Raw genomic sequence first — 25,647 nt, 5'->3', positions numbered from 1 at the left:
CGCTGTGCCTGACACGTCGTTCCTTGCCGACACCCGCGACTCCTATGACGCGATCGCCGCCGAGTACGCCGACCAGGTCGGCACCCGACTGGCGGAGAATCCGCTCGACCGTGCGCTGCTCACCGCGTTCGCCGAACTGGTTCCCGCCGGCACGGTCGCGGATGTCGGCTGTGGCCCCGGTCAGATCTCGGCTTTTCTCGACGAGCTGGGGGTGGACGTGGTCGGCATCGACCTGTCGCCCCGCATGATCGAGCTGGCCAGACGCACTTATCCAGGGCTGCGGTTCGAGGTGGGGTCGATGCTCGGGCTCGACCTCGCCGACGCGTCCCAGGGTGGGCTGCTCGCTTACTACTCGATCATCCATCTGCCGTTGGACCGCCGCCGCGAGGCCTTCGCCGAGTTCCGCCGCGTGCTCGTCCCCGGCGGCTACCTGATGCTCGCGTTCCAGGTCGGCGAGGACCGCGGCCGGCACGCTGAGGCGTTCGGCAAACCGGTGTCGCTCGACTGGTATCGCCAGCAACCGGACGACATCGCCGAGCTGTTGCACGACACCGGCTTCGTCCTCGTGTCCAGCACGGTTCGGCAGCCGCATGGTCCGGAGAAGGTCCCGCAGTGCTTCGTCCTGGCACGCACGCCGCACTGAAGTTCGTACCACGAACTAATATGGTTCGTGGGCGCGCCGCGATCGCCTGACCCGCTTGCCGGCAACGGATCGGCTTGGGAAGACTGTCGAGCGTGGTGCGGTTGGCTCGCGATGACGAGTTGGTGAGTTCCTGGGTGGTGGCCAATCGCGACATGAACCGGGGTCGCGGCCTGGCCGGACGCGACGGCTACGTCCGGGTTCTCGGCGTCGACCTGCTCAGCGTGCTCACCGAGCGGTTGGCCGCCGAGCCGCAGACGACCGTGCGCTGGCTGGATCTGTGCTGTGGGCGCGGAACCGCGCTGGTGCACGCGGCCGAGAAGCTGCGCCAACGGGGTGTGCTTGGCCAGGTGCGGATCATCGGCGTCGACCTGGTCGACGGGTTCGTCGCCAACCCGCCGCCGCAGGTCCGCTTCGTCACCGCGTCGGTCGCGGCGTGGCAGCCCGCGGAGTGCTTCGACCTCATCACGTGTGTGCACGGGTTGCACTACGTCGGCGACAAACTCGGCGTGTTGGCGGCGGCGGCCTCCTGGCTGACCGCCACTGGCCAGTTCGTCGCCAACTTCGACGCGACCAGCATCCGGCTTCCCGACGGCACCCCGGTCGGCAGGCGGCTGACCACCGCGCTGCGGGCGGTCGACTTCGTCCACAACCCGCGAGCCCGGCGGATCCACCGGCGCGGGCCCGCCCGGATCCGGTTGCCGTTCCAGTACCTCGGTGCAAACGACCGAGCCGGCCCCAACTACACCGGGCAACCCGCCGTGCACTCCTACTACGAGCCCGACCCACGATGACTGGTCCGTGCGTGAACTGTGCTTGCCTGTCGCATTTTGCTGACGCGGTGTGATCCAGTCATTACGATCCTTCCCACGACGGCTACGTTCATCCCGCGCGCGCTGGCACTCGGGACGTGACCGGTAGGCCGTACCGACAATCCGGTGGCGTTCCACGCCAGGTGATGCCAGGCTCGCGCCCGTGACCTCACAGATCATGAACATCTCGGTGGACTGCGCCGACCCCTTCCGGTTGGCGCAGTTCTGGAGCGCGGTGCTGAACCTGCCGGTCGGCGCCGAGGACACGCCGGCCGACGACGAGGTCGGCATCAGCATCGGCGACGGGCAGGAACTGCTGTTCCTCAAGGTCCCCGAACCCAAGACGGTGAAGAACCGCCTGCACCTGTGCCTGCGTCCGCTGATCCCCCGGGACGAGGAAGTGGCCCGGCTGATCGCCCTCGGCGCCACCATCGCGGACGATCGGCGGCTGGCCGACGGCACCGGCTGGGCGGTCATGGCCGACCCGGAGGGCAACGAGTTCTGCGTGCTGCGCAGCGCGGAGGAACGCGCCGCCACCTCCTGAACCCCCGGGACGGTGCTAGCGCACCACCTCGGCGATGCCGATCATGTTGCCCTCGCTGTCCCGGCACCACACGGCCCGCTCCCCGCGCCCCTTGCTCGGGTAGTTGCCCTCGATGTCCATGATCCCGTTCACCGTCCCGGGATACTCCTCGAACACCACGCCCCGCCCGCGCAACTCGGCGACCACCGCCTCGATGTCCTCGACGTAGAACGCCAGCTGGGTGAACGACCCGTCGGCCGCACCGGCCGAGGCGAACAGGCAGAAGACGCCGGCACCGCCCTCGTAGCGCAGGCCGCCGGCACGTTCCTCGACCGGCTCGAGGCCGAGCTTCTCGGCGTACCAGGTGCGGGCCCTGGCCAGATCCTGGGTCGGTATGCGGGCTTCGATCCGCGCGTCGCTCAGCATCGTGCCGATGGTAAGCGGGTTCAGCGGTGGGCGCGCCGCCACAGCGCGGGCCAGCCGCCCTTGCCGAGCAGCCCGGCGGGGGCGAGCAGACCCTGCTCGCCGAAGGACGCCACGTGTGCGCCGAGCTCGGCCGCCGCCGGCAGGGCGTGTTGCCACGGCCCGTCCTCGTCGCGCAGGTCGGTCGCGGGGAAGCCGGGTACCTCGGTGACGCCGGGCGCCAGCAGCCGGACCGAGCCGTCCGGGATGGACGGTCGACAGGTTGTCGCGATGACCAGCGCGCACACCAGCTCTGGCGTCGGCCGGCGGGCCACCGACCGGGGAAACACCTCGGTGTCCACCAGTTCGCCCAGCGACCGGCGCACGGCCAGCGCGACCACGTCCAGCGCGTAGGCCGGCGCGATCTCCGCGCGCCGCACCAACGCCCGCAGTGACCTGGGCAGCGGCTCATCGCCGGTCAGCCTGCCGATCCGGTCGTCGTCGCGCAGCCCGGGATCGAGCCGGGCGACGGCCTCGGCGAGCGGGCGTACCCGGGTCGCCCGCCACAGCGCCGCCGCGCTGAGGCCGGCGTCCAGCGCGCCACGCACCAGTTGGACCCGCTGTGTCGGCGTGGTCCGCTTGAGCGCGATCACCGCCGCCGTCGGCTCGAAGTCGGCCAGCCCGCGCGCCACCTGAACATAGGTCCGGCGCGCGGCCGACGCCTCGGCCAGTGTCCGGTCCACTTCGGTCACCAGGGCGCGGATCAGCTCGGCCGGCAACCGGCCGGCTGCCCGGCGCGGCCCGCCACCCCGGGCACGCACCGGCGGCAGCGCGGGCGCTGGTGCCGGCGGGGCCACCGGTGCCAGCCCGGCCACCCACCGCTGGACCTGTTCGGCCAGCGCCGGATCGACGTCGTCGTTGAACCGCGCGCGCAGCTCGTGCACGTGCCAACCGGTGGTACGCAAGCGAATGTCGAGGTTGGCCACGATCCGGCCGGTGTCACCCGCGCGCAGGGCCATCAACACGAACTGGCCTTCACGGGCATCCTCGACATACCAGGACTCGCCGATGCAGTTGCCCATGTAGCTCGACCAGCTGGCCAACTGTCGCGGCTCGCGGCCCACCTCCACCGTCAGCGCGGTACCCGGCACCAGCTGGTTGTCCATATCGGACAGTTCAGGTGGGATCGGGAACGCGCCGACGCTGGCCTCCGCGACCGTCGCGTCCTTGCTGATCCGGTCCACCAACTCCGGCCAGCTGCCGCAGCGGGCGGGTGGCGTCGCCCCGAACGCGACCAGCTGCGCGACCTCGGCCGCCGCCAGCGGCACGGAGTCGGCCGTCGGTCGTCTCGGCTCCTCCGGCGGCCGCCACGGGTTGAAGTCCGGGTCCGGCGCGTTCCGCTCGTGTCGCACGTGGGCGGTCTCGTGCCCGTAGAACGGCGCCAGGGCATCGGCCAGGTCCGCGTACCAGAGCAGGTCGTGCGGGGCCTCGACCGCCGCCGGGTCCAGTTCGGGCGCGGCGGCCAGCCGCTGCGCCAGCGTCTCTTTGGGGCCATCGGCGTGCGCGTCGGCCAGCGGCGGCTGCTCCCAGCCGCGCGGGGCCCGTGCGAATCCCGCGGCGGCCCGCCACTGCCGAAGATGCTCGGCCTGCCACGGCCGGCAGGTGTCCCAGCAGTTGTGCAGCGGGTCGCCGGCCAGCCGGCCGACGATCTCGGTCACCACGCCGTGCACCACCACGCCGTAGTTGCGGGCCATGGCGACCCGCTCCCGCACATACGTCGTGGTCCGGTCGGTGATCGGGTTGTCCGGCCGTAGCCGCTCGAGCAGGTCGTGCACGTAGCGCCCCGGCCGCGCCGGATGGCTGTAGGCGCCCGGCGGCCGGCGGGACGCCTCGGCCCGCGCCTCGTCGGTCAGGCAGGCGTCGGCCGCGACCAGCTCGTCGCGGTGCCGGGCGGCGGCGACCGCGAGGCCCTCGTCGGACATGGTCCTGGCGAACCGCAGCAGCGCGGTCGCCGCGATGGCGTCGTGCATCAGCCGCCGCAGTTCCCCCGAGGTCCACCCCCTCGGCGGTTGCCAGCGGGCCGCATCGGCCAGCGTCACCTCGCCGTGGACACCCCGGTTGAGCGCCCGCAGGAGGAAGGCGTCGAAGTGTTCGCGGTGGCGCGTGGCCAGTTTGTCGATCCGGTCGGCGCGGACCTGGGTTCTCGGCAGCGCGGCCAGCCGCTGCTTGGCGACCAGCCGCGCGCACACGTGCTGCCACAGGCTGTCGACCAGCGTCAGCCGCCGTGGCTTCGGATACCGGGACAGCACCCGGGAAAGGTGCTCGGCCAACGTGGAGGCCGCGCCGTGGCGGAACGGGTCGACGCCGTCCGGGGCGCGTAGCGCGAGCACCTGCTCCACCTGTTCGGGGCCGAGCAGGTCGGACACCGCCGAGGCCAGTTGCAGCGCCGCCCAGCGGCCGTCGGTGATCGCCGTGTTCGCCGCCGCGCCGACCCGTTTGGTCGCCGCGAGGCCGAACAACGCCACCAGCACAGCGGATCGGTCGCCCAGCCGGTGGGCGCCGTCGGTGCCAAGCACCCGCATCGCGGCGAGCACCGCGTCCCGCCGGTCGCCGTTGGCGCCGGCCAGCCGCGCCGAGACGAAACCGCCGCCGAGCTCCACGCCCGCGCCGGCGGTCTCGGTTCCGTTGGCCACCAACGTGGTGAGCCGTGCGAGCGCCGCGCGCACCGCCGCCGGCGAGGCGTCGGCCGGGCCGAGCGCCACCGGCGAGCCGGGTGGGTGTGCCCCGGCCCGGTCCTGCGCGGGGACGGCGGCATCGCCCGGGGCGGGTAACCAGCAGCGCGTCCCGGGTCCGGTGCTCACCCCGAAAGCCAGTCGGACAGACATCGTGTCCATGATCCCGCACGCCGCCACCCGATTGTCGCCGGCATCGCCACTTGGAGTCTTGACCATCGACGCCGCACAGGCCAGGCTGCCTGCGCCCGGTTCAACGACCCTGCCCGCGGAGGACCGTCTTCGATGACGCCGCCTGTCATTCCCGTGTTCCCGGACGGGTTCCTGTGGGGTGTCTCGTCCTCGGCCTACCAGATCGAGGGCGCGGTCACCGCCGACGGACGCGGTCGGTCCACATGGGACACCTTCTGTGACCGGCCGAACACGGTGCTCGGCGGGGACACCGGCGCGGTGGCCACCGACCACTACCACCGCTACCGCGAGGACGTCGGGCTGATGGCCGACCTCGGCGTGGACGCCTATCGGTTCTCGGTGTCCTGGCCGAGGGTGCTGCCGACCGGGTGGGGCGCGGTGAACGCCGCCGGGCTCGACTTCTACGACCGGCTGGTCGACGAGCTGTGCGCGGCCGGGATCGCGCCGGTGGTCACCCTCTTCCACTGGGACACCCCACAGGTCGTCGAGGACGCCGGCGGTTGGCTGACCCGCGAGACCGCGTTCCGGTTCGCCGACTACGCCGCGGTGGTCGGCGAGCGGCTCGCCGACCGGGTACGGCTGTGGATGCCGCTCAACGAACCCATGGTGCTGACCCTGTTCGGCTACGCGGTCGGCGCGCACGCCCCCGGCTGGCAGCTGATGTTCGAGGCGCTTCCGGTGGCCCACCACCAACTTCTCGGCCACGGGCTGGCGGTCCAGGCGTTGCGCGCGGCTGGCGCCGACCAGATCGGCATCGCCAACCACCACGTGCCGGTGTGGCCGGCCTCCGAGGCCCCGGCCGACCGCGCCGCCGCCAAGGCCTACGACGTCCTGGTCAACGACCTGTTCGCGGCGCCGGTGCTGCGCGGCGAGTACCCGGAGGGGTTCGCCGCGGCGATGCCCGGCCCGGTCGACGACGACCTACGGGCGATAGCCACGCCACTGGACTGGTACGGCGTGAACTACTACCAGCCCAACCGGGTGGGCGCGCCCCAGCCGGCCACCGCGGCCGCGGTGATCGACGGCGTGCCGATGCCAGACGGGCTGCCGTTCGAGTTCCCCGCCGTGGACGGCTATCCGCTCACCGACTTCGGCTGGCCGATCGCGCCCGACGGCCTGCGCGAGGTGCTGACGACCCTGCGCGCCCGCTACGGCGACGCGCTGCCACCGGTGTACGTCACCGAGAGCGGCTGCGCGTTCGACGACGGCCCGGACGCCGACGGCCGGATCGCCGACACCCGGCGGATCGACTACCTGGACGGGCATGTCCGGGCCGCCAGAGCGGCCATCGACGACGGGGTCGACCTGCGCGGCTACTTCGTCTGGTCCATCGTGGACAACTTCGAGTGGGCGGTCGGGTACTCGCAGCGGTTCGGCCTGGTGCACATCGACTACCCGACGCTGGCCCGTACCCGCAAGGACTCCTTCCACTGGTACCGCGAGCTGATCCGGGCCCAGCGATGACCATGCCGGCGCGGCGGGTGCCGGCCGGGTGGACCGCCTCGCTCACCGTCGCCGGCCTCGGTCTGTTCACCGCGTTCTACGGGCCGCTGCAGGTGTTGTTGGGCCGGCAGGCGGAGTCGCTCGCGCCGCAGGACAAGGAGTTGGCGCTCGGCGTGGTGGTCGGGTTGGGCGCCGCGGTGTCGATGGTGGCCAACCCGGTGTTCGGCGCGCTGTCGGACCGCACCACGTCGACCATCGGGCGCCGGCTGCCGTGGACCGCGTTCGGTGCCCTCGGCGGCGCGGCGAGCCTGGCGTTGCTGGCGGTCGCGCCGAACCTGGCGGTGATGGCGATTGGCTGGTGTCTCGCGCAGCTGACGCTGAACGCGATGCTGGCCGCGCTGATGGCCGCGGTGCCCGACCAGGTGCCGTTGGACCAGCGCGGTCAGGTCGGCGGCTGGTTCGGTGTCGGCCAGACCCTGGGCATCGTCGCCGGTTCCGGGTTCGCGGCCGCGGTCGGCGGGTTGGCCGCGGGGTATCTGGTGTGCGCCGGGTTCCTGGTGGTGGCCACCGTGCCGTATCTGTTGGCGCGCCGGGACACCGTGCTGACGGTCGCGCCGCCCCGGTTGCGCTGGCGGGACTTCTGGATCAGCCCTGGGCGCCATCCGGACTTCGGCTGGGCGTGGCTGACCCGGTTCCTGGTCAACCTCGGCAACAGCATCGCGATCGTGTACCTGCTGTTCTTCCTGCAGGACGCGGTCGGTTACCCGGACCCCGACGGCGGGGTGTTCGTCCTGACCGCGGTCTACGCGGTGACCCTGCTGTCCACTGTGGTCGTCGGTGGCCTGTGGTCGGACCGGATCGGCCGGCGGCGGGTGTTCGTCAGCTGGGCGGGGGTGGTGATGGCGGTGGCCGCGGTCCTGCTGGCGGCGTGGCCGGCCTGGCCGGGCGCGGTGCTCGCGGCGGCTGTGCTCGGCTTGGGCTTCGGCGTGTACACCTCGGTCGACCTGGCGCTGATGACCCAGGTCCTGCCGGCGGCGGCCGACCGGGGCAAGGACCTCGGCGTGATCAACGTGGCGAGCGCGCTGCCCCAGGTGCTTGCGCCCGCGCTGGCCGCCCCGATCGTCACCCACCTCGGCGGCTATCCCACCCTCTACGCCGTCGCCGCCGCACTGCTCCTCGCCGGCGCCGGCAGCGTCTTCCGCATCCGTTCAGTGATGTGACGGTGGTCTGTTCCAGTCAGCCAAGGGCGCCCGCGCAGTCCGACTTCTGGCCATGGACCTTGAGCATGCCCACCGTTGCGGTGTCGAGGTCGCCGGAGGAGGTCCCCTGCCCTTCCTGAACGTCGAACAGATACGCCCCGTCCAGGTACCCATCTTGGTACTCGGTGGCGTCGGGATAGGCGGCCAGCACTTGGCTGAACGTCGATCCCACCCCAATGCCTTCCGGCGTGTGCGCTCCTGACGGCGCCTGGATGATTACCGCGCCGTACTTCTCCGAGATGACCACACGTCCGCCGTCAGCGACGGCATACGCGATGCACGACCCGCCGTCGTTACCGCGCTCGGTGAGGCCACCGACGGCGAGCGCCGCCTGCTTGCTCATCCCAAGAGTGAACTGACCATATCCGTTGGACCCCAACACAATATCGGAATCCGGTGGCGAGCTCGTCCCGCTCGCGGCTGAAGTGGCTGGTTTGGTGTCGCTCCCGCCGGTGTCTCCCACCGTGTTGTCCGATCCCGTACAGCCAGCGAGAAACGGCACTCCAAGCACGAACAAGCCGACGATGACACCACGTATCCTCATTGCGATCCCCAACCCCGACCAATCTCTGAACTGTTCTTGATCCACAACAAGGACGCGAACGTTCGCCTGAGGTTGCCCACGGCCGCCACCGAACCCCTCGTCACCGAGAGCGACGGACGCTACGTACGGTGAGGTCCGGAGTCTTTATCGGGGCGTGCGTCACCGTCACCCAAGTAGTTCACGAGAATTCCACTGAAGCTTCACCCACTGTTAGAGTGCGCGGATCATGCGCGAAACCGAAAGACGCCTCCCCGACGCCGGGAGTGCTTCCGCTGTGCCCTCCGATGTCGCGAGCGTCGATCGGGACGGCGTCCTGGTGGCCGCCGCCCAGCAGGCGGTCATCGACGTGCTCTTCGAGGGCAAGTGGGTCTGGTCGTTCGACGCCGGTCGCGACGCGAAGGTCGACGGCGCCCGCAGGCGCGCGCGCTGGCCGGGCAGCCTGCGCCCCTTCCTCACCGGCACCGGCAAGGTCACCGTACGCGAGCGGTTCACCGAACGGGTGCTCTTCGACGGTGAGTACGCCTTCGACGACACCGACGCCCGGGTGAACATCGTCGACGCCAAGGGCCGCCCGCTGATCGTCGACAAGGGCGGCGACCTCCAGTGCGGCTTCGCCGAGCGTGGGGAGGCCACGGTCAACGCCCTGCTCGACGCCATCGAGGACGTCCTGGCCCGGCTGCGCGACGAGGGTGGCGTGGACGCCTTCCTCGCGTTCGGCGCGTTGCTCGGCGCGGTCCGCGACGGCTCGTTCATCCCGCACGACTCCGACGCCGACGTCGCCTACCTCAGCCGGCACACCAGCCCGGTCGACGTCGCGCGTGAGTCCTACGCGCTGGAGCGGATCATGATCCGCGCCGGCTACTGGACGTGGCGCTTCTCCGCCGCCGACTTCAAGGTCATCGTGCCCGATCCGGAGGGCGGCCGGGCGATCGACGTGTTCGCCGGGTTCGTCGTGGAGGGCACCTTCTACCTGATGCCGGAGGTGCACGCGCCGGACTTCGACACCGCCACCATCCTCCCGCTCGGCGAGGTCGTGCTGGAGGGCCGCCGGATCACCGCGCCCGCCAACCCCGAGGCGCTGCTGGAGATCACCTACGGCCCGCACTGGCGCATCCCGGACCCGTCGTTCAAGTTCACCACCCCACACCGGGTCCGCCGCCGGCTCGACGGCTGGGCAAGGGGCAACAACACCGCCCGCGGGCACTGGTGGCCGTTCTACTTCGGACGGTCCAGCTCCACCGTCGCCGAGCAGCCGTCCCCGTTCGCGCAGTGGGTGCACCAGCGTGAGGACGCCGAATCCTCCATTGTGGACATCGGGTCGGGTACCGGTCGGGACTCGCTGTGGTTTGCCAGGCAGGGCAGGGACGTGCTCGGCATGGACTACATCCCCGCGGCCACCGAACGCGCCGGCAAGACCGCCGCCAAGGAGGAGCTGCCGGCCAGGTTCAAGACCTTCAACCTCTACGACGTGCGCCAGGTGCTGGCCATGGGCGCCGAGTTCGCCCACCGCGACCAGCCGCCGGTGCTCTACGGCCGGTTCCTGATCCACGCGCTCGAGGACTTCGGCCGGCACAACCTGTGGCGGGTGGCCAGCATGTGCCTGCGCCGCGGCGGCCGGTTCTACCTCGAGTTCCGCACCGGGCAGGACGCCAAGGCGGAGAAGGTCTTCGGCGAGCACTTCCGCAAGTACCTCGACCCGGACGTCGTGGTCGGCGAGATCGAGGCGCGCGGCGGGCAGATCGAGCACCGGGAGGCCGGCCACGGCTTCGCCGTCTACAAGAACGAGGACCCACACGTATGCAGGCTGGTGGCCACATGGAAACGCTGAAGTCCAAGCTGCGCGCGCGCACCATGGATGTCGTCGGCAAGCAGGCCAGGCGTCTGGCCAGGATAACCGGTGTGCAGGACGAGCTGCGCAAGCTGCGCGAGCGGGTAGCCGAGCTGGAGCTCGAGGTGCAGGAGACCCGCAGGCTCCACCAGCGGCTCGCCGAGCTGACCGACGTGGTGACCGAGGTGCTCGTGCCGGCGGCCGACCGCGAGGACGAGAAGATCAAGAAGATCCTCGCGGCTTACAACCGCGACTCCTTCTAGTCCGCCGGGACCCGGGCTCAGGGTCGAACTCCGGGGGATGCCCGATGCGGCGACCTCCCTTCCGGCCGATGCTTGGTTGGCAGCATCGGGGTCGAGGGAGGACATCGTGGAGATCACCGGAATCATCAGCGCCATCGTGTTCGGCGTGATCATCGGCGGGCTCGGGCGCGCGGTCGTGCCCGGACGTCACCGGCTGTCGCTGCTGGCCACGATCCTGGTCGGCGTCGTCGGCGCGGTCGTCGGCACCGGGGTGGCCGGCCTGATCGGCGTCGCGGACACCGCCGGCATCGACTGGACCGAGATCGCGCTGCAGGTGGTGTTCGCCGGCGGCGGCGTCTCGCTGCTCACGCGCGCGCGGGCGCGCCAGCCTCAGCGTTAGTCCAACTGGGACAACGTCACAGTGCGGTAACCCGCCGCGCGGATTTTCTCACTTTTCCCCCTGGCTGGTGGTTTGTGCTGGGTATAGTCCCGCCACAGCAGGCCAGGGGGAGGGCGGATGGGCGAGTTCTTCGACGCTGCGCTGTCTTTTCCCGCTGTACCAATGACGTTTCTGCTCGTGCTCGTCATCGGGTACTGGTTGCTCGTGCTGCTCGGCACGTTCGACGTCGAACTGTTCGCCGGGGACGGTGGCGGCGGCTTCGGTGACGGGCTGGGACTTGGCGGTGTGCCGTTCACCGTCACCGGTTCGGTACTGATCGTGGTTGCCTGGTTCACCAGCCTTGCCGGTGGCCTGGTGTTCGCCGATCTCGGTGGCCTGCCGGGCACCGTCGCCGGCATCGGTGTGCTGGTGCTCGGCCTGTTCCTCGGTCTGCTGGCCGCCCGCCTGGTGGCCACCCCACTGCGCAGGCTCTATTCCACCGGCGTTGAGCCGTCCCGCAACGACTTCGTCGGCCGCGAGTGCGTCATCCGCACCGGCCGGGTCTCCGCCGACTTCGGCCAGGCCGAGGTCACCGCCGCGGACGGGTCCTCCGCGATCGTCCAGGTGCGCCAGACCGGTGAGCACACGCTCACCGCCGGTGGCCGGGCGCTGATCTTCGATTACGACACCGACGGCGAGTTCTTCTGGGTCGCGCCGGCCTGACATCACAGAGAGGTCCACAATGGAGGTCATCTTCATCGCGATCGGCGTGGTCGTCGCCGTCCTGCTGATTCTGCTGGTCGCGATCAGCCGCCTGTTCCGCAAGGTGGAGCAGGGCCGGGCGTTGATCGTGTCCAAGGTGCGCAACGTGCACGTCACGTTCACCGGCGCGGTCGTGTTACCGGTGCTGCACAAGGCGGAGTACATGGACATCTCCGTCAAGACGATCGAGATCGGCCGCACCGGGCAGGAAGGTCTCATCTGCCAGGACAACATCCGGGCCGACATCCGGATCACGTTCTTCGTGCGGGTCAACAAGACCAGCGAGGACGTCATCAAGGTCGCCCAGGCCATCGGCACCGCGCGGGCCAGCGACCAGGGCACGCTGCAGGAGTTGTTCGCCGCCAAGTTCTCCGAGGCGCTCAAGACCGTCGGCAAGCACCTCGACTTCGTCGACCTCTACACCAAGCGCAACGAGTTCCGCGACCGCATCCTCGCGGTCATCGGCACCGACCTCAACGGCTACAGCCTCGAGGACGCGGCGATCGACTACCTCGAGCAGACCCCGATGTCCCAGTTGGACAGCAACAACATCCTGGACGCACAGGGCATCCGCAAGATCACCGAGCTGACCGCGATCGAGCACGTGCGCACCAACGAGTTCCAGCGCACCGAGGAGAAGGAGATCACCAAGCAGAACGTGGACGCCCGCGAGGCGATCCTCGAGCTGGAACGCCGGCAGGCCGACGCGGAGAACCGCCAGCGCCGCGAGATCGACACCATGAAGGCCCGCGAGGAGGCCGAGACCGCCAAGGTCCAGGCCGAGGAGCGGCTCAAGGCCCAGACCGCGAACCTGCGCACCGACGAGCATCTCGGTATCCAGGACCAGAACCGGGCCCGCGAGGTCGCCGTCGCGGAGAAGAACCGGGAGCGGGTCATCGCGATCGAGACCGAGCGGATCGAGAAGGACCGCCAGCTCGAGGTCGTCGCCAGGGAACGCGAGATCGCGATGGCCAACGCGGCCAAGGACAAAGAGGTCGAGGTCGAGAAGCGCACGGTCGCCGAGGTCGTCCGGGAGCGGATCGCGGTCGACAAGACCGTGGCCGAGCAGGAGGAGAACATCAAGCGGCTGCGCACGGTCGAGGAGGCCGAGCGTGACCGCCAGGCCGTGGTGATCAGGGCCGAGGCGCAGGCGCAGGAGAACCTGGTCAAGGACATCAAGGCGGCCGAGGCGGCGGAGGCCGCGGCCAAGTTCAAGGCCAGGGAGAACCTGCTGCTCGCCGAGTCGCGCCAGCAGGCCGCCGAGCTCGACGCGTCGGCCAAGATCCGCCTGGCCGAAGGGATCCAGGCCGAGGCCGCGGCCGAGGGCCTGGCCGAGGTGCAGGTGCGCGAGCGCGGCGCCGAGGTCATCGAGAAGGAGGGCCGCGCCGAGGCGATCGTGGTGCGGGAGATGGCACTTGCCGGCGCCGACGCGCTGCGCGAGAAGCTCAAGGGCGAGGCGGAGGGGCTCACTGAGAAGGCCGCCGCGCTCGCGTCCATGGACGACGCCACCCGTACCCACGAGGAGTTCCGGATCCGGCTGGAGACCGACAAGGACGTCCGGATGGCCGGCATCCAGGCACAGCGCGAGGTCGCGCAGGCACAGGCCGAGGTGTTGGCCAAGGGCCTGGAGACCGCCGACATCGACATCGTCGGTGGCGACTCGGTGTTCTTCGACAAGCTGGTCGGCTCGATCGCGCTCGGCAAGGGCATCGACGGGTTCGTGCAGCACTCCGACGTGGCCAGGACGCTGGCCGGCCCGTGGCTGAACGGCTCGGCCAACTTCACCGACGACATCAAGCAGATCCTCGGCTCGATGGACACCGATGACGTCAAGAACATCTCGATGTCCGCGCTGCTGATGAAGATGATGAAGGACGGCGTCGACCTGAAGAGCCTGCCGATCGGCGCGCCGGACAACAACCACAACTCGGCGGCCGTGATCGCGCCGAACTCGTGACCACCACCGCCGAGGACGCGCCAGCGTCCACTGTGGAAGGACCGGCCGGGCTGGACGCGCGCACCTACGAGGTGCTGCGCGCCCGGCTCGCCGAGCAGGCCGGTGAGCTGACCCGCCGGGCGGAGTCGCTCAACGCCAGGCGGCTGGAGGTGTTCGGCGGTACCGAGCTGCGGCTGGTCGGCGCGGAGCGGATCCGCACCGCCAACAACTGCGTGCCGCGCGACATCGTGTCCGTCCCGGACAGTGACGGCGAGGTCGCCAGTGGGCTGATGTTGTTCGGCTACAACGTGTTCATCGGTCTCAAGCCGGAGACCACGGTCGACGACGTGTTCTCCCTGCACCGGTTCACCCGCGACGACGAGGCGTTCCGCTTCGAGGACGCCGGGCAGGACGAACGGCCGGAGCTGCTGCGCGACGAGCGGTTCCGGCGGGACTTCACCGAGCTGTACCGCTACTACCGGGAGACCCGGCTGCTGCAGCTGCGCCCGGTGGAGGGCAAGCTGCTCGCGATCTTCCAGACCGGCCCGCGCACCGAGGACATCAAGGTGCTGCGCTGGCGTGTGGGCGCGGACGGCTCGATCTCCTATCTGGACAACGCGGGCGAGCGCGACCACGTGTTCCCGGCCGCGCACGACTTCACCTGGGTCGAGACCACCCGCGAACAGCACGTGCTCGGGCGGCATCCGCACATCGCGATCGAGGACGAGGTCTTCATCGAGACGGTGAACGGCGACCTCACCGTCAAGATCGAGAACAACACCGAGGTCGGCGAGGGGATCTACCGCGAGCCGGTCGAGGAGAAGCTGCAGAGCCTGGCCGACGCCGACGTGCGCTACGCGCGGGTCGGCCCGCTGATCCTGCTGAAGATCCTGCCCTACAACGAGAAGACCTGGCGGTACCTGGTCTACAACACCCGCACCAAGTCCGTGGTGCGACTCGACGGGATCGGGCAGGCCTGCCAGCGGCTGCCGGAGGACCAGGGGCTGATCTTCCCCGGCGGCTACTACCTGACGACTGGTGTGTCCCGCACGTTCGACACCGCCACCGACGACCTGGAGTTCGAGCGGGTCATCCGCTCACCCAACGGCGAGGACGTGGTCTACGTCTTCCACGCCCGCCGGGACGGCCGCTCGTTGTTGTTGCCGTACAACGTGATCCGTAAGGAGGTCGCGACCCCGCTGCCCTGCCACGGGTACTCGCTGTTCGAGGACGGCACGCTGGTCGCGTTCCGCGCGGAGTCCGAGGAACCGACGCGGGTGCACCCGATGCAGGTGTGGCAGACCCCGTACGTGTCCGACAGTTTCGCCGCCGCGCAACCGGTCGGCACCGGACCGCTGGAGCGGGTGGGCAACGCCGACCTGGTGCGCGGGGTGTCCGACTGCCTTTCGGTCACCAGGATGATCGGCGAGATGGCGCCGTCGACGGCCATGTTCGAGGGCCTGATCGCCGCGTGCAGCAGGACGTTCGACAACTACCACTGGCTGGGCGAGGCCGAGCTCGGCGACCTGCGGACCCCGGTCGCGGACGTGCGGGCCACCGCCGAGCAGGTGCTCGCCGAGTTCGAGACCGTGCAGACGCTGACCGCGGCGGCGGCCAAGGAGCTCACCGGGGCCGACGAGCAGTGCCGGTCGCTGGTGCGCCGGGTCCGGGGCGAGGCGCCGAAGTCGGCCGACCAGTGGGTCGGGCAGCTCGCCGAGCTGCGCCGCGCGCAGGGCAGGCTGGTGACCCTGCGCGAGCTGCGTTACGTGGACACCGCGCGGATCGACGAGCTGGCGGCCCTGCTGGAGTCCGAACTGGACGCCGCGGCCAACCGCGCGGTGGAGTTCCTGCGCGGGCCGGATGCCTTCTCCGGCTACCACGAGCAGGTCGACGCGCTGATCGCCGACGCGGAGAAGATCGCGACGGTCGCCGAAGCCGGTCCGGTCGGCGAGCGGTTGGCCGAGCAGGCCGCCGGGCTGGAGATCGTCACCGAGGTCGTCGGCGGGCTGGACATCGCCGACGCCACCGTGCGCACCACCATCCTGGAACGGATCGGCGAGGTGCTCGGCGGGGTCAACCGCGCTCGGGCCACATTGGACGGTCGGCGTAAGGCGCTGCTGTCCACCGAGGGCCGGGCCGCGTTCGCCGCCGAGTTCGCGCTGCTCGGCCAGGCGATCACCGGCGCGCTCGCGGTCGCCGACACCCCGCGCCGCTGCGACGACGGCCTTGGCAAACTGTTGCTGCGCCTGGAGAACCTGGAGTCCAGGTTCGCCGAGTTCGATGACTTCCTGACCGAGCTGTCGGCCAAACGGACCGATGTCTACGAGGCGTTCTCCTCTCGCAAGCAGGCGCTGGTCGACGAGCAGGCGCGCCGGGCCGACCGGCTGGTCGACTCCGCCGAGCGGATCCTCACCAGCGTCAACCGCCGGGTCGCCACGCTGTCCTCTTTGGACGAGATCAACACCTACTTCGCCTCCGATCCCATGGTGGCCAAGGTCCGCGCGGTCGCCGACGACCTGCGCGCGCTGGACGACGCGGTGCGTGCGGAGGAGCTGGCCGGGCGGCTCAAGGCGGCCAGGCAGGAGGCCGGCCGGTCCCTGCGTGACCGCGCCGACCTGTTCGCCGACGGTGGCGAGACCGTGCGCTTCGGCCGGCACCGGTTCGCGGTCAACACCCAGGCGATCGACCTCACGCTGGTGCCCAAGGACGGCCGGATGTCGTTGGCGGTCACCGGCACCGACTACCGGGAACCGGTCACCGACCCGGAGTTCGAGGCCACCAGGGAGTTCTGGGACCAGCTGCTGGTCTCCGAGTCGGCGGCGGTCTGCCGGGCGGAGTACCTGGCCGCCAGCGTGCTCGACGACCTCGGCGCCGGCCACGACCAGGACGACCTGCTGGTGACCGTGCGCCAGGCCGCGGAGGCGCGCTACGACGAGGGCTACGAGCGGGGCGTGCACGACCACGACGCGGCCGCGATCCTGGCGGTGCTGCTGCGCCTGTCGGCCGGCGCCGGGCTGTTGCGCTACCCGCCGGCGGCCAGGGCCGCCGCACAACTGTTCTGGACCTTCGGCACCGACGAGCCGGCCAGGGAGCGGTGGACCACCCGCGCCGGATCCCTTGCCAGGGCGAGGTCCGCGTTCGGCACGGTGCCCGCGATCGGTGAGCTGTGCGCCGAGCTGACCAGCGCGCTCGCCGAGTTCCACCGGGACGCCGGCCTCGCCGCGCCGTCGGTGCTGGCCGCCGAGTACCTGTTCGAGGAGTTGGGCTCGACCCCCGCCGGCTTCGTGACCAGCGCCGGCGCCCGCGCGATCGTCGCGAAGTTCCGCCGCTCACTCGGCGGGCGCGGCAAGGACTTCGACGCCGACCTGCGTGCCATGGGCGACGATCTCCAGGCCCGTCACCAACTCGTGCACGCGTGGTTCTCGGCGTTCCTGCCGACCGCCGAGGGCGTGTCCGAAGCGGACCTGCCGGAGGCGGTGGCGATCGAGCTGTGCGGCGCCACGCTGCCCCGGCACGAATCGTCGGCCACCCTGTCGGCCACTGTGGACGGTCTGCTCGGCGCACACCCGAGGATCGTCGACCGGCGGCTGACGCTGCGGCTCGACGAGCTGCTGACCAGGGTCCGGCGCTTCCGCGACGAGCGGGTGCCGGCGTTCCGGGCGTACCAGAAGCTGCGCAACGACCTGGTGACCCGCGAGCGCGCCCGGCTGCGGCTGGACGAGTTCCGGCCGAAGGTGATGAGCGCGTTCGTGCGCAACCGGTTGCTCGACGAGGTGTACCTGCCGCTGATCGGCGACAACCTGGCCAAGCAGCTCGGTGCGACCGGCGAGGACAAGCGCACCGATCAGATGGGCCTGCTGCTGCTGATCTCCCCGCCCGGCTACGGCAAGACCACGCTGATGGAGTACGTGGCCAACCGGCTCGGCCTGGTGTTCGTCAAGATCAACGGCCCGTCACTCGGCCACGACGTGACCTCGCTCGACCCGGCCGACGCGCCGAACGCGACCGCCCGCCAGGAGGTCGAGAAGATCAGCTTCGCGCTGGAGCTCGGCAACAACGCGTTGCTGTACCTGGACGACATCCAGCACACCAACCCGGAGCTGCTGCAGAAGTTCATCTCGCTGTGCGACGCGCAGCGCAGGATGGAAGGCGTCTGGCAGGACCGCACCAGGACTTATGACCTGCGTGGCAAGCGGTTCGCGGTGTGCATGGCCGGCAACCCGTACACCGAGCAGGGCAAGCGGTTCCGCATCCCGGACATGCTGGCCAACCGCGCCGACGTGTGGAACCTCGGCGATGTGCTGTCCGGCAAGGAAGAGCTGTTCGCACTGAGCTACGTCGAGAACTCCCTGACGTCGAACCCGGTGCTGGCCCCACTGTCCACACGGGAACGCGGGGACATCCAACTGCTGGTGCGCCTGGCCAACGGCGACGACTCGGTGCGCACCGAGCAGCTGTCCCACCCGTACTCGGCGGTCGAGCTGGACCAGATGCTGTCCGTGCTGCGCAAACTGTTGCGGGTACAGCGGGTGGTGCTGGCCAACAACCAGGCCTACATCGCCTCGGCGGCGCAGGCCGACTCGTCCCGCACCGAGCCGCCGTTCCAGCTCCAGGGTTCCTACCGCAACATGAACAAGCTGGCCGAACGCATCGTGCCGGTGATGAACGACGCCGAGCTGGAGGCGCTGATCGACGACCACTACCTCGGCGAGGCGCAGACCCTCACCGCGGGCGCGGAGGCGAACCTGCTCAAGTTGGCCCTGCTGCGCGGAAAGCAGACCGATGCCCAGGCCGCACGCTGGGCCGAGGTCAAGTCCGCCTACCTGCGCGAGAAGGCCCTCGGCGGCGCCGGCGACGACCCGATGAGCCGGGCGATCGGCGCGGTGGGCCTGCTCGCCGACCGGGTCGGCCAGGTGGAGTCGGCGATCCTGCGGGCGTCCGCCGAGTGAGCCGGGCGTGGACGTGGCGTGGGTTCAGCCCAGTTCCTCCCACAGGGGATCCGTGGTGACGATCCAGCCGATGGCGGGGTCCACGTAGTACTCGATGGTGCCGGTGGCGAGCCGGGGCAACTGGACGTCCCGGCTGAGCTTGGCCGTTGCGCTGTCACCCGGCTGGATCTCCTCGTCCATGTCGTTGTTGCCCATGCCACCGACGAGCACGCCGTCGGTGTCTCGCACCACCGCGGTCACCTTGGGCGTCAACGGCACGTCGTAGGTGTTGGTCACCTCGACCGTGACCACCTCGTGGGTGTCGGAGGAAGGTCTGGCGGCGGGGTTGTCCGCGGCCAGCGTGACATAGTCCCCTGGCGGATCCCGGTGGAGCTGACCGTCCGGAGTGTCCAGTGAGCCGATCATGCTGACCCGGACGTCCATGTCCTTCACGATCGGGCCATCGTAGGAGTTGCTGCCGCCGGCGCCCAGCTGCTGGCCGGGCAGCAGAACGGTGAAGTCGTTGCCGGCCTCCTCGACGAGTTCGCCGTTCTCGTCGAGAAAGTCCGCCTCGACCCGGACGGAGACGGCCACGTCGTCGGACACGTTCTCGACGACGAGACCCCAACTCAGATAAGCGGTGTTGTGTCCGGAGGAGCGGTTGACGCCATAGTGGACGAACCCCCGGTCGACGACCTTGATCACTTCGTCGGCACTGGAGATCTTCTCCCGGTTGGCGGAGCCACCGGTGTGCTCACTGCCGGCGGTGGCCGGTGTGCCCGCGATCGATCCGCCGTCACCGCACGCGGTCGCCACCGCCAGTGCGACGAGCGCGAGCGCGACAAGATTCCTGGTTCGTTCTCCCATTGTCAGAAATCTAATTCTGGTTGACCGCGAACTGTGTCAGGCAATTACCCGACATGGGGGCGGTCGCCTAGTTCGGTTCCCAGACGAGTTCCAGTGGGGTGACGACGCTGAACCGGCGCCGGGCAGACTCGACGGACTGGTGGACGCCGAACATGCTGTGTCCGGTGTGGTCACGGCGGAAGGTGACGACCTCGCGGCCGGACGGTAGGTCGATGTCCAGTCCGTAGGCGAATATCTGGTCGCGGTTCTCGGCGCTCACGAGGGCGAATGGTGTTGCTGTCAAGGGGTTTCCTCCAATGGTGTGGTTGGTGGCGGGATCAGTGGCCCAGCCAGCTGCGGATGCGGACGGGTACCCGGTCGCCGGGTACGCCGGTGCCTTTCGGCGCGGGGACCAGCGCTGACAAGCCGTTCTGCTCGTGGGGAGAGGGGAGGGTGAGTAGGGCGCGGAGGACCCAGACCATGCCGCTTTGGCCGTACCACCAGTGGACATGGGTGGGCGCGAAGACGTCTATGGTGGGTTCGGTTGGTGTTCGGTACGCGTGTGTGCTTTTCTCATCGACGAGCACCAGCACATCGGTGCAGTTGTCCCAGTGGAACACTCCGGCGAGTACTTCCGGGCCGTGTTGGTCGTCCCGGAAACGGTGCCAAAGATAGCCGCGTTTACTGGTTTTCTCCAACAGCACGTCCAGTTCTGGTTGCCCGTTCATACCCGTTCCTCGGTGTTCTGTCTGCTCGGAGACAAGGTACGTTCGGACTCAGCAGAGTGCTGCGAATCCCGTAGTCGGGAAGGGGTCGGGATGTCGGAGATGAAGCCGCGGACGCGTGATCGGATGTGGGGAACTCGGTTGCGGGTGATCCGTACCGAGCGTTGCGCGTTGTCGCTGGAACGTGCGGCGAAGCTGGTGGGGTGGCATGGATCGAAACTGAGTCGGACCGAACGTGGGCTACGGCAGGTCTCGGTCCAGGACTTCGCTACTTTGGTCACAGCTTGGGGCCTGCCGGCCATCGAGCGTGATCCGTTGCTCGCTGAGCTGGCGGCGGCGTCGTCGCCTGGTTGGTGGGATTTTCCGATCCCCGGAATGGTCGGATGCTGGGATACATTGGCCAGCTTCGAGGCGGAAGCGACCGAAATAGTCACCGTTGCCCCGGCGGCCATTCCGGGTTTGCTTCAGGTGTATGAGGCAGCGGTAGGGATAATGGCCGCTGATGGCGCGTCCGACAAGGACCCCGTGGGGCGGACCGCGCGCGCACAGGAAACAGCTGATGCATCTTCTTCGTTGTCAGGAGATCGGTATCGCGGGCGTACGGGTCATTCCACAGCGACAGACAGAGGTGCTGGTGTTGCACAGTTGGCATTGGATGCGTTTCTCGCACACGCCACCCGTCGTGCATGTCGAGATGGCGCCGGGTGCCACCTATATCCATGAAGCCGACAGGTACACCGCTGATCTCGGCAGGCTGGACCAGGTCGCCCTTCCGAAGGATGGAAGTCGAAACCTGATCAGGAAACTGTTGGAGAGGTGATGGTCATGTGTGGAGGTCCGGCACGATCTTGCCGCTATTCGGGACAGTAAGAACCCCGGAGTCACGATGACCGTGAACCGTGCCGCGTTGATCAGGTTAACGATTTACACGCGGTAGCGAGGCGGGCGGCGTCCTCGTCGTCGTGGGTGCCGACGGTGAGGGGGAGTTTCCGCGCGCCGCGGTAGGCGGTCCTTCCCGGGGTCGGCATGTCGATGATCTCGATGATCGGGCGGACCGCGGCATCGGGACGTTGGCCCAGCAGCGTCCCGAAGATGGCGGCGGCGACCTTCATGCCCAGGCCGACCTCGCCGGCGAAGCTGGATCGGACGAGCCGAGTCGGTCCCCAGGTCACGTAGGCCAGGTCCGGGTTCTCCCTGGTGGCAAGTATGCCGAGCAGCTCGTTGGCTCGACGTTGCCGCGCGTTGGACTTCGTGAAGGTGAACCCCTCGGCCAACTCGAGGTCGTCGAAGTCGATCGCGTCGGCGCGCGCGCCGGGAACGGCCGTGTTCACGATCACCGGCCGACCGGCCGCGCGCAGCAGCGGGGCGAGTCCGGTGACGAACAGGTACTTGGCGACGAAGAACAGCACCCAGGACGCCTCATGCCCCTCGGCGGTGACGTGTCGACGTTGCCGGATGAACGACGCCGCGAGCACGAGTGCGTCGAGTCGCTCGTAGTTCGCCAACACGTGCTTGACCACTCGGCGGCTGTCGGCGACCAACGACAGATCGGCCGCGACGAACTCCGCCCGCGCCTGGCTGGTCACGGTCGTGAGCAGCGCGTCGAACTTGGCGCGGCTGCGCCCGATCACCAGCACGCGGTCACCCGCTTCCAGGAAGTGCCTGGCCAGCGCGGCCCCCATGCCGTCGGTGCCGCCGGTGATCACGATCGTCCGCATGCCGCCTCCTGTTCCGGAACCTGTGTTCCGGAACAGGTTAGCACTATTCGGAACACAGGTTCCGGATGGCTATAGTGCGGGGGTGGCAGCGGAGCGGAGACAGCGGCGCGACGCCGTGGCCAACCGGGAGCAGATCCTGGTGGCCGCGGCAGCGGCCCTGCGGGACGGCGGCCTGGCCGTGGACATGCGCGCCATCGCCGCGGCGGCCGGCGTCGGCGTCGGCACGCTCTACCGGCACTTCCCCACCCGCGAACACCTCGTGCACGCGGTGACCGGGACCGATCTCGCCGAACTCGGCGAGGCCGCGCTGCCAGAACAGCTGACCGCGATCGCCGCGCTGCGCCAGTTCTTCACCGCGACGATGACCCAGCTCATCGACAACAAGGCGATGGTCGACCTGCTCGCCGCCGGCGCACCGTCGGACGCGGATCTCGACCGGTGCCTCGCGCACCTCACCCGGATCGGCCAGCAGGCGGTCGACCGCTCCCGGGCCGATCACACCCTGGCCACCGACGTGACCGCGCACGACATCGCCTACCAACTGCTCGGGCTCATCCGCATCGCGCAGCTGACGCCCGACGCCGGACCACCCGCGATCGGCCACCAGGTGGATCTCACGCTCCGTGGCCTCGCCGCTCGCGGCTAGTCAGCCGAGGTCCTGCCACAGGGGGTTGCTGGAGATGGGCCAGCCCAGTTGTGGGTCCGCGTAGTACTCGGCGGTTCCGTTGGCGAGCCTGGGAAACTGGATGTCCCGGGCGAGGCTGGCCCGGCCGCTGGCGCCCGGTTCGATCTCCGGTTTGATGGCCTTGCTGGACATACCGCCCACGACCACGCCGTCGGCGTCCCGGATCACCGCGCTCGCCGTCGGTGTCAGCGGTACGTGGTAAGTGTTGGTCACGTCGAGCGTGATCGTCTCGATCTCCTTGCCGGTGTCGCTCGCGACCGGACTGTTCGTCGTCAACTCGGCGTAGGGGCCGGGGGGCTTGAGCCGCTTGCCCTCCGGCGTGTCCAGCGACCCGATCAACGTGACCTTGACCCGCATGTCCTTGATCGCCGACCCCTCGTAGGAGTTCCGGCCGCCAACGCCCATCTGCTGGCCGGGCAGCACGGCGGTGAAGTCCTCACCGTCCTCCTCGATGACCTCGCCCGCCTCGTCGAGGAAGTCCGCCTCGACGCGAATGGTGAGGGCCACCTGGTCGGTGACGTTCTCGATGACGAAGCCCCAGCTCACGTACTCGGTGGGCACCACCCCCGGTCGGGAGGAAAAGGTGACGAACCCCTGGTCGACGATCTTGATCACCTCGTCGGCGCTGGAGATCGTCCGCTCGTCGGCGGAGTCGCCGCTGCTGGACCCGCTATCGCTACAGGAGGTCAGTACGGTCAGCGCGACGAGTGCGGGCGCGAGCAGGCCCCTGGTTCGATGTCCCATTGCGCAGAACCTAATTTCGGCGAGTGGGGGACGGTGTCAGGCATTTGCCCGACACGGGCCGCGTCGCGCTGTCGGCTGGCTACCGCACCACGGTTTCGAATGCATTGTCACAATGCTGCGAAATGTTTCTTCGCAAATCCGCGATATCGATTGGCCTAATGGCGACACGGGTCGGCGGCGACTCGCTAACGTTTGGACACCTGCCGTCCCCGGCGCGACTCCCTCATCCTTACGCTACGCGCGTTTGCCATTCCGGTAAGTGAGGGGAACCAATGAAAACCGTCACGGGAACCCACTTACGGGGACGCATCGCGCTGGCGGTGGCCGGCGCGACCGGACTGGCCGTCGCGCTGGCGTTTCTCGCGCGCCGGCTCGTCGACGAGGGTCCGTGGACCACGTTCGACCTGCAGGTCTTCCACGCCAGCGGCGCCGCGGTGCTGCGCGGCGACAATCCCTACCTGTTCTGGCTCGAGCAGGACCAGTTGAGCCTGGTGTATCCGCCGTTCGCCGGATTGCTGTTCGCCTTGTTGGGTGCGTTGTCCATCGAGGCCGTCCGGATAATCTGGTTCGCCGGAATCTTCCTTGCCCTGCAGGGGATTATCTGGCTGACGACCGGCTGGCTCGGCGTGCGGCGCACCTGGGTGCGGCTGGCCGCCTGCGCCGGCGGCGCCGGGGCGTTCCTGTTGTTCGACCCGGGTTGGCAGGAACTGTGGTCCGGGCAGATCAACACGTTCCTCGCGCTGCTGATCGTCGCCGACCTGGTCCGCCGGGACGGGGCGCGCGGGCGTGGGGTGCTGATCGGCATCGCGGCCGGGATCAAGCTCACGCCGGGACTGTTCATCCTGTACTTCCTGATCACCCGCCGGTTCCGGGAGGCGTGGACGGCGCTGGCCGCGTTCGCGGCGACCGTGGTGGTCGGGTTCGGGGCGATGCCCGGCGCCGCGTGGGACTACTGGACCGGGCACGCCTGGGACACCGACCGCATCTACCCGTTCCCGAACATCCCGCTCAACCAGAACCTGCGCGGCATGGTCACCCGGCTGGCCAACGACCCGGACGTGCTGCTGCCCTGGCTGCTGGCCGCGGTGGTCGTCGCCGTCGGCGGGTTGGCCGTGTGTGTCGGTCTGCATCGTCGGGGGCTGGTCGTGGAGGCCGCGGTGCTGGTCGGGGTCATCGCGCTGCTCGTGTCGCCGGTGTCCTGGGTGTACCACTGGGTGTGGCTGGTCCCGACGCTGATCGTGTTGGGCACCCACGCCGTGCGCACCCGGTCCTACCTGTGGGGAACCGCCGTGGTGCTGACGACCGCCGCGGGCTTCGTCGCCCCGTACACGTTCATGTCGCTGGATGAGGGCATGGCGCCGGCCGGTCTCGCCCAGCAGCTGGAGGCCAACTCGTTGACGATCGCCGGGGTGCTCCTGCTGGTCGTCGCCGCGGTGGCGCTGCTGCGTGACCGGCGCGGGGCCGAGTCGCCCGTGCCCGTCGCGTGAGAGCGCCGGTGCTGTCCATCGTCGTGCCCGCGCGGGATGAGGCGGACAACCTGCCCGCTCTCGTCGCCCGAATCCACCGGGCGTTGGCCGACCGCTGGTCCTACGAGATCGTCATCGTCGACGACGGTTCGACCGACGACACCGCGGCGGTGGCCGCCGCCCTCGGTCCTGCGGTCACCGTGCTGCGCCGAACCGGCCCGCCGGGCAAGGGATTCGCCATCGCGGACGGGTTCGCCGCCAGCCGGGGCGAGATCATCTGCATGATCGACGCCGATCTGCAGTACCCACCGGAAGCGATCCCCGCGATGGTCGCGGTGGCCCTGTCCGAGAGTGCCGATGTGGTTGTCGCCAACCGGATCGCGCACGACACCGCGTTGCGCAGGCGGGCGGTCAGCTGGCTGTCCTGGTGGCTGCTGGAGAAACTGCACGGGCTGGCGGTCGATGTCCAATCCGGACTCAAGGTCCTGCGCCGCGCGGTGCTGGACCGGGTCGACCTGCATCCGCACGGGTGGGCGTTCGACCTGGAACTGTTGGTCGCCGCCAGGGCCGCCGGGTTCACCATCTCCAGTCAGGACATCGTGTTCGCCCGTCGAGCCAGGGGGCACACGAAGATCCGCCTCACCCAGGCGGGCTGGCAGATCCTGCGCAACGCCATCTGGCTACGCCTCACCCCGGCCCCGAAATCACCCCGACCGTCCCGAGAACCCCGCTAGTCGCTCTCGTCGCCGCACTCGTCCCTGCACCGACCTCGGCCGCCGGTGTGGACAACTCGCCAGAAACTGTGGACAACTGGGGGTTATCACGCGTCAGGCTGTGGATA

23 protein-coding genes and 1 pseudogene are annotated in these 25,647 nt (G+C 69.5%); 16 read left to right on the top strand and 8 right to left on the bottom strand.

Annotated elements, in window-relative coordinates:
• Nucleotides 1–4 precede the first annotated feature (4 nt).
• The 3 genes from ACYVIP_RS05790 to ACYVIP_RS05780 all read left to right on the top strand — a co-directional run bounded on the left by ACYVIP_RS05790 (nt 5) and on the right by ACYVIP_RS05780 (nt 1,996).
• Entirely contained in the window at nt 5–643 is a 639-nt protein-coding gene (locus ACYVIP_RS05790) for a class I SAM-dependent methyltransferase (RefSeq protein WP_460392782.1), read from the top strand.
• A gap of 92 nt (nt 644–735) precedes the next feature.
• Nucleotides 736–1,434 carry a class I SAM-dependent methyltransferase gene (locus tag ACYVIP_RS05785; RefSeq protein WP_460392780.1) on the top strand — a complete coding sequence of 233 codons (699 nt, stop codon included), beginning with the start codon at nt 736–738 and terminating at the stop codon, nt 1,432–1,434.
• 181 nt (nt 1,435–1,615) lie between these two features.
• Complete coding sequence (locus ACYVIP_RS05780; protein WP_460392778.1) at nt 1,616–1,996, top strand: VOC family protein; 381 nt, start codon at nt 1,616–1,618, stop codon at nt 1,994–1,996.
• A gap of 15 nt (nt 1,997–2,011) precedes the next feature.
• Here the strand turns inward: ACYVIP_RS05780 and ACYVIP_RS05775 are convergent, their stop codons facing one another.
• Nucleotides 2,012–2,401, bottom strand: coding sequence for a VOC family protein (locus ACYVIP_RS05775; protein WP_460392776.1), 390 nt, complete (start codon nt 2,399–2,401; stop codon nt 2,012–2,014).
• A gap of 20 nt (nt 2,402–2,421) precedes the next feature.
• Complete coding sequence (locus ACYVIP_RS05770; protein ID WP_460392774.1) at nt 2,422–5,262, bottom strand: hypothetical protein; 2,841 nt, start codon at nt 5,260–5,262, stop codon at nt 2,422–2,424.
• Nucleotides 5,263–5,394: 132 nt separating this feature from the next.
• Here ACYVIP_RS05770 and ACYVIP_RS05765 point away from each other — a divergent pair, with 132 nt between their 5' ends.
• Both ACYVIP_RS05765 and ACYVIP_RS05760 read left to right on the top strand, forming a co-directional pair.
• On the top strand, nt 5,395–6,765 hold the full coding sequence (locus tag ACYVIP_RS05765; RefSeq protein WP_460392772.1) for a GH1 family beta-glucosidase: 1,371 nt from the start codon (nt 5,395–5,397) through the stop codon (nt 6,763–6,765).
• On the top strand, nt 6,762–7,964 hold the full coding sequence (locus ACYVIP_RS05760; RefSeq protein WP_460392770.1) for an MFS transporter: 1,203 nt from the start codon (nt 6,762–6,764) through the stop codon (nt 7,962–7,964). The genes ACYVIP_RS05765 and ACYVIP_RS05760 overlap by 4 nt, the downstream gene beginning before the upstream one ends.
• A gap of 16 nt (nt 7,965–7,980) precedes the next feature.
• On the opposite strand, the gene ACYVIP_RS05755 is transcribed toward ACYVIP_RS05760, so the two are convergent.
• Nucleotides 7,981–8,346, bottom strand: a complete 366-nt coding sequence (locus ACYVIP_RS05755) for a hypothetical protein (protein ID WP_460392768.1) — start codon at nt 8,344–8,346, stop codon at nt 7,981–7,983.
• A gap of 475 nt (nt 8,347–8,821) precedes the next feature.
• Here ACYVIP_RS05755 and ACYVIP_RS05750 point away from each other — a divergent pair, with 475 nt between their 5' ends.
• The 6 genes from ACYVIP_RS05750 (at nt 8,822) to ACYVIP_RS05725 (ending at nt 18,643) form a co-directional block, all read left to right on the top strand.
• A complete protein-coding gene (locus ACYVIP_RS05750) occupies nt 8,822–10,375 on the top strand; it encodes a class I SAM-dependent methyltransferase (RefSeq protein ID WP_460392766.1) in 1,554 nt (517 codons plus the stop codon).
• Nucleotides 10,363–10,638, top strand: coding sequence for a DUF6752 domain-containing protein (locus tag ACYVIP_RS05745; protein ID WP_460392764.1), 276 nt, complete (start codon nt 10,363–10,365; stop codon nt 10,636–10,638). The genes ACYVIP_RS05750 and ACYVIP_RS05745 overlap by 13 nt, the downstream gene beginning before the upstream one ends.
• 106 nt (nt 10,639–10,744) lie before the next feature.
• On the top strand, nt 10,745–11,017 hold the full coding sequence (locus ACYVIP_RS05740; protein ID WP_460392762.1) for a GlsB/YeaQ/YmgE family stress response membrane protein: 273 nt from the start codon (nt 10,745–10,747) through the stop codon (nt 11,015–11,017).
• A gap of 162 nt (nt 11,018–11,179) precedes the next feature.
• Complete coding sequence (locus ACYVIP_RS05735; protein ID WP_460392761.1) at nt 11,180–11,719, top strand: hypothetical protein; 540 nt, start codon at nt 11,180–11,182, stop codon at nt 11,717–11,719.
• 19 nt (nt 11,720–11,738) lie between these two features.
• Complete coding sequence (locus ACYVIP_RS05730; RefSeq protein ID WP_460392759.1) at nt 11,739–13,715, top strand: flotillin family protein; 1,977 nt, start codon at nt 11,739–11,741, stop codon at nt 13,713–13,715.
• Nucleotides 13,712–18,643: a DNA repair ATPase gene (locus ACYVIP_RS05725; RefSeq protein WP_460392757.1), complete on the top strand. Its 4,932-nt coding sequence runs from the start codon at nt 13,712–13,714 to the stop codon at nt 18,641–18,643. The genes ACYVIP_RS05730 and ACYVIP_RS05725 overlap by 4 nt, the downstream gene beginning before the upstream one ends.
• A gap of 24 nt (nt 18,644–18,667) precedes the next feature.
• Here the strand turns inward: ACYVIP_RS05725 and ACYVIP_RS05720 are convergent, their stop codons facing one another.
• From ACYVIP_RS05720 to ACYVIP_RS05710, 3 genes are all read right to left on the bottom strand, one after another.
• Nucleotides 18,668–19,489 (bottom strand): hypothetical protein, encoded by an 822-nt coding sequence (locus ACYVIP_RS05720; RefSeq protein WP_460392755.1) that lies wholly within the window; start codon nt 19,487–19,489, stop codon nt 18,668–18,670.
• A gap of 67 nt (nt 19,490–19,556) precedes the next feature.
• Nucleotides 19,557–19,748: a hypothetical protein gene (locus ACYVIP_RS05715; protein ID WP_460392753.1), complete on the bottom strand. Its 192-nt coding sequence runs from the start codon at nt 19,746–19,748 to the stop codon at nt 19,557–19,559.
• Between the two features lie 58 nt (nt 19,749–19,806).
• Complete coding sequence (locus ACYVIP_RS05710) at nt 19,807–20,196, bottom strand: hypothetical protein (protein ID WP_460392751.1); 390 nt, start codon at nt 20,194–20,196, stop codon at nt 19,807–19,809.
• A 90-nt stretch (nt 20,197–20,286) separates the two neighbouring features.
• Between ACYVIP_RS05710 and ACYVIP_RS05705 the strand changes: the two are divergent.
• Nucleotides 20,287–21,013 (top strand): annotated as a pseudogene (locus ACYVIP_RS05705) (Scr1 family TA system antitoxin-like transcriptional regulator).
• 9 nt (nt 21,014–21,022) lie between these two features.
• Nucleotides 21,023–21,130, top strand: a complete 108-nt coding sequence (locus tag ACYVIP_RS05700) for a hypothetical protein (RefSeq protein WP_460392749.1) — start codon at nt 21,023–21,025, stop codon at nt 21,128–21,130.
• On the opposite strand, the gene ACYVIP_RS05695 is transcribed toward ACYVIP_RS05700, so the two are convergent.
• Nucleotides 21,105–21,911, bottom strand: a complete 807-nt coding sequence (locus tag ACYVIP_RS05695) for an SDR family NAD(P)-dependent oxidoreductase (protein WP_460392747.1) — start codon at nt 21,909–21,911, stop codon at nt 21,105–21,107. The two genes, ACYVIP_RS05700 and ACYVIP_RS05695, sit on opposite strands and share 26 nt — an antisense overlap.
• A gap of 82 nt (nt 21,912–21,993) precedes the next feature.
• On the opposite strand from ACYVIP_RS05695, the gene ACYVIP_RS05690 reads away from it, so the two are divergent.
• Nucleotides 21,994–22,557, top strand: a complete 564-nt coding sequence (locus tag ACYVIP_RS05690) for a TetR/AcrR family transcriptional regulator (protein ID WP_460392745.1) — start codon at nt 21,994–21,996, stop codon at nt 22,555–22,557.
• On the opposite strand, the gene ACYVIP_RS05685 is transcribed toward ACYVIP_RS05690, so the two are convergent.
• Entirely contained in the window at nt 22,558–23,340 is a 783-nt protein-coding gene (locus ACYVIP_RS05685; RefSeq protein ID WP_460392743.1) for a hypothetical protein, read from the bottom strand.
• Nucleotides 23,341–23,612: 272 nt separating this feature from the next.
• Between ACYVIP_RS05685 and ACYVIP_RS05680 the strand changes: the two genes are divergently transcribed.
• Nucleotides 23,613–24,827: a glycosyltransferase 87 family protein gene (locus ACYVIP_RS05680; RefSeq protein WP_460392741.1), complete on the top strand. Its 1,215-nt coding sequence runs from the start codon at nt 23,613–23,615 to the stop codon at nt 24,825–24,827.
• Nucleotides 24,828–24,835: 8 nt separating this feature from the next.
• Nucleotides 24,836–25,540 (top strand): glycosyltransferase family 2 protein, encoded by a 705-nt coding sequence (locus ACYVIP_RS05675; protein WP_460392739.1) that lies wholly within the window; start codon nt 24,836–24,838, stop codon nt 25,538–25,540.
• Nucleotides 25,541–25,647 lie beyond the last annotated feature (107 nt).

It is taken from the genome of Actinophytocola sediminis (assembly GCF_054779715.1).
Note: the sequence above shows the minus strand (reverse complement) of the source record. Positions and strands in the feature narration are given on the sequence as shown.

Excerpts from the sequence above, each read along its gene's own strand:
- ACYVIP_RS05775 (WP_460392776.1), bottom strand. The coding sequence starts at position 2,401 with ATGCTGAGCGACGCGCGGATCGAAGCCCGCATACCGACCCAGGATCTG.
- ACYVIP_RS05770 (WP_460392774.1), bottom strand. The coding sequence starts at position 5,262 with ATGTCTGTCCGACTGGCTTTCGGGGTGAGCACCGGACCCGGGACGCGC.
- ACYVIP_RS05765 (WP_460392772.1), top strand. The coding sequence starts at position 5,395 with ATGACGCCGCCTGTCATTCCCGTGTTCCCGGACGGGTTCCTGTGGGGT.
- ACYVIP_RS05760 (WP_460392770.1), top strand. The coding sequence starts at position 6,762 with ATGACCATGCCGGCGCGGCGGGTGCCGGCCGGGTGGACCGCCTCGCTC.
- ACYVIP_RS05755 (WP_460392768.1), bottom strand. The coding sequence starts at position 8,346 with ATGAGCAAGCAGGCGGCGCTCGCCGTCGGTGGCCTCACCGAGCGCGGT.
- ACYVIP_RS05745 (WP_460392764.1), top strand. The coding sequence starts at position 10,363 with ATGGAAACGCTGAAGTCCAAGCTGCGCGCGCGCACCATGGATGTCGTC.
- ACYVIP_RS05735 (WP_460392761.1), top strand. The coding sequence starts at position 11,180 with ATGACGTTTCTGCTCGTGCTCGTCATCGGGTACTGGTTGCTCGTGCTG.
- ACYVIP_RS05730 (WP_460392759.1), top strand. The coding sequence starts at position 11,739 with ATGGAGGTCATCTTCATCGCGATCGGCGTGGTCGTCGCCGTCCTGCTG.
- ACYVIP_RS05720 (WP_460392755.1), bottom strand. The coding sequence starts at position 19,489 with ATGGGAGAACGAACCAGGAATCTTGTCGCGCTCGCGCTCGTCGCACTG.
- ACYVIP_RS05710 (WP_460392751.1), bottom strand. The coding sequence starts at position 20,196 with ATGAACGGGCAACCAGAACTGGACGTGCTGTTGGAGAAAACCAGTAAA.
- ACYVIP_RS05695 (WP_460392747.1), bottom strand. The coding sequence starts at position 21,911 with ATGCGGACGATCGTGATCACCGGCGGCACCGACGGCATGGGGGCCGCG.
- ACYVIP_RS05685 (WP_460392743.1), bottom strand. The coding sequence starts at position 23,340 with ATGGGACATCGAACCAGGGGCCTGCTCGCGCCCGCACTCGTCGCGCTG.
- ACYVIP_RS05680 (WP_460392741.1), top strand. The coding sequence starts at position 23,613 with ATGAAAACCGTCACGGGAACCCACTTACGGGGACGCATCGCGCTGGCG.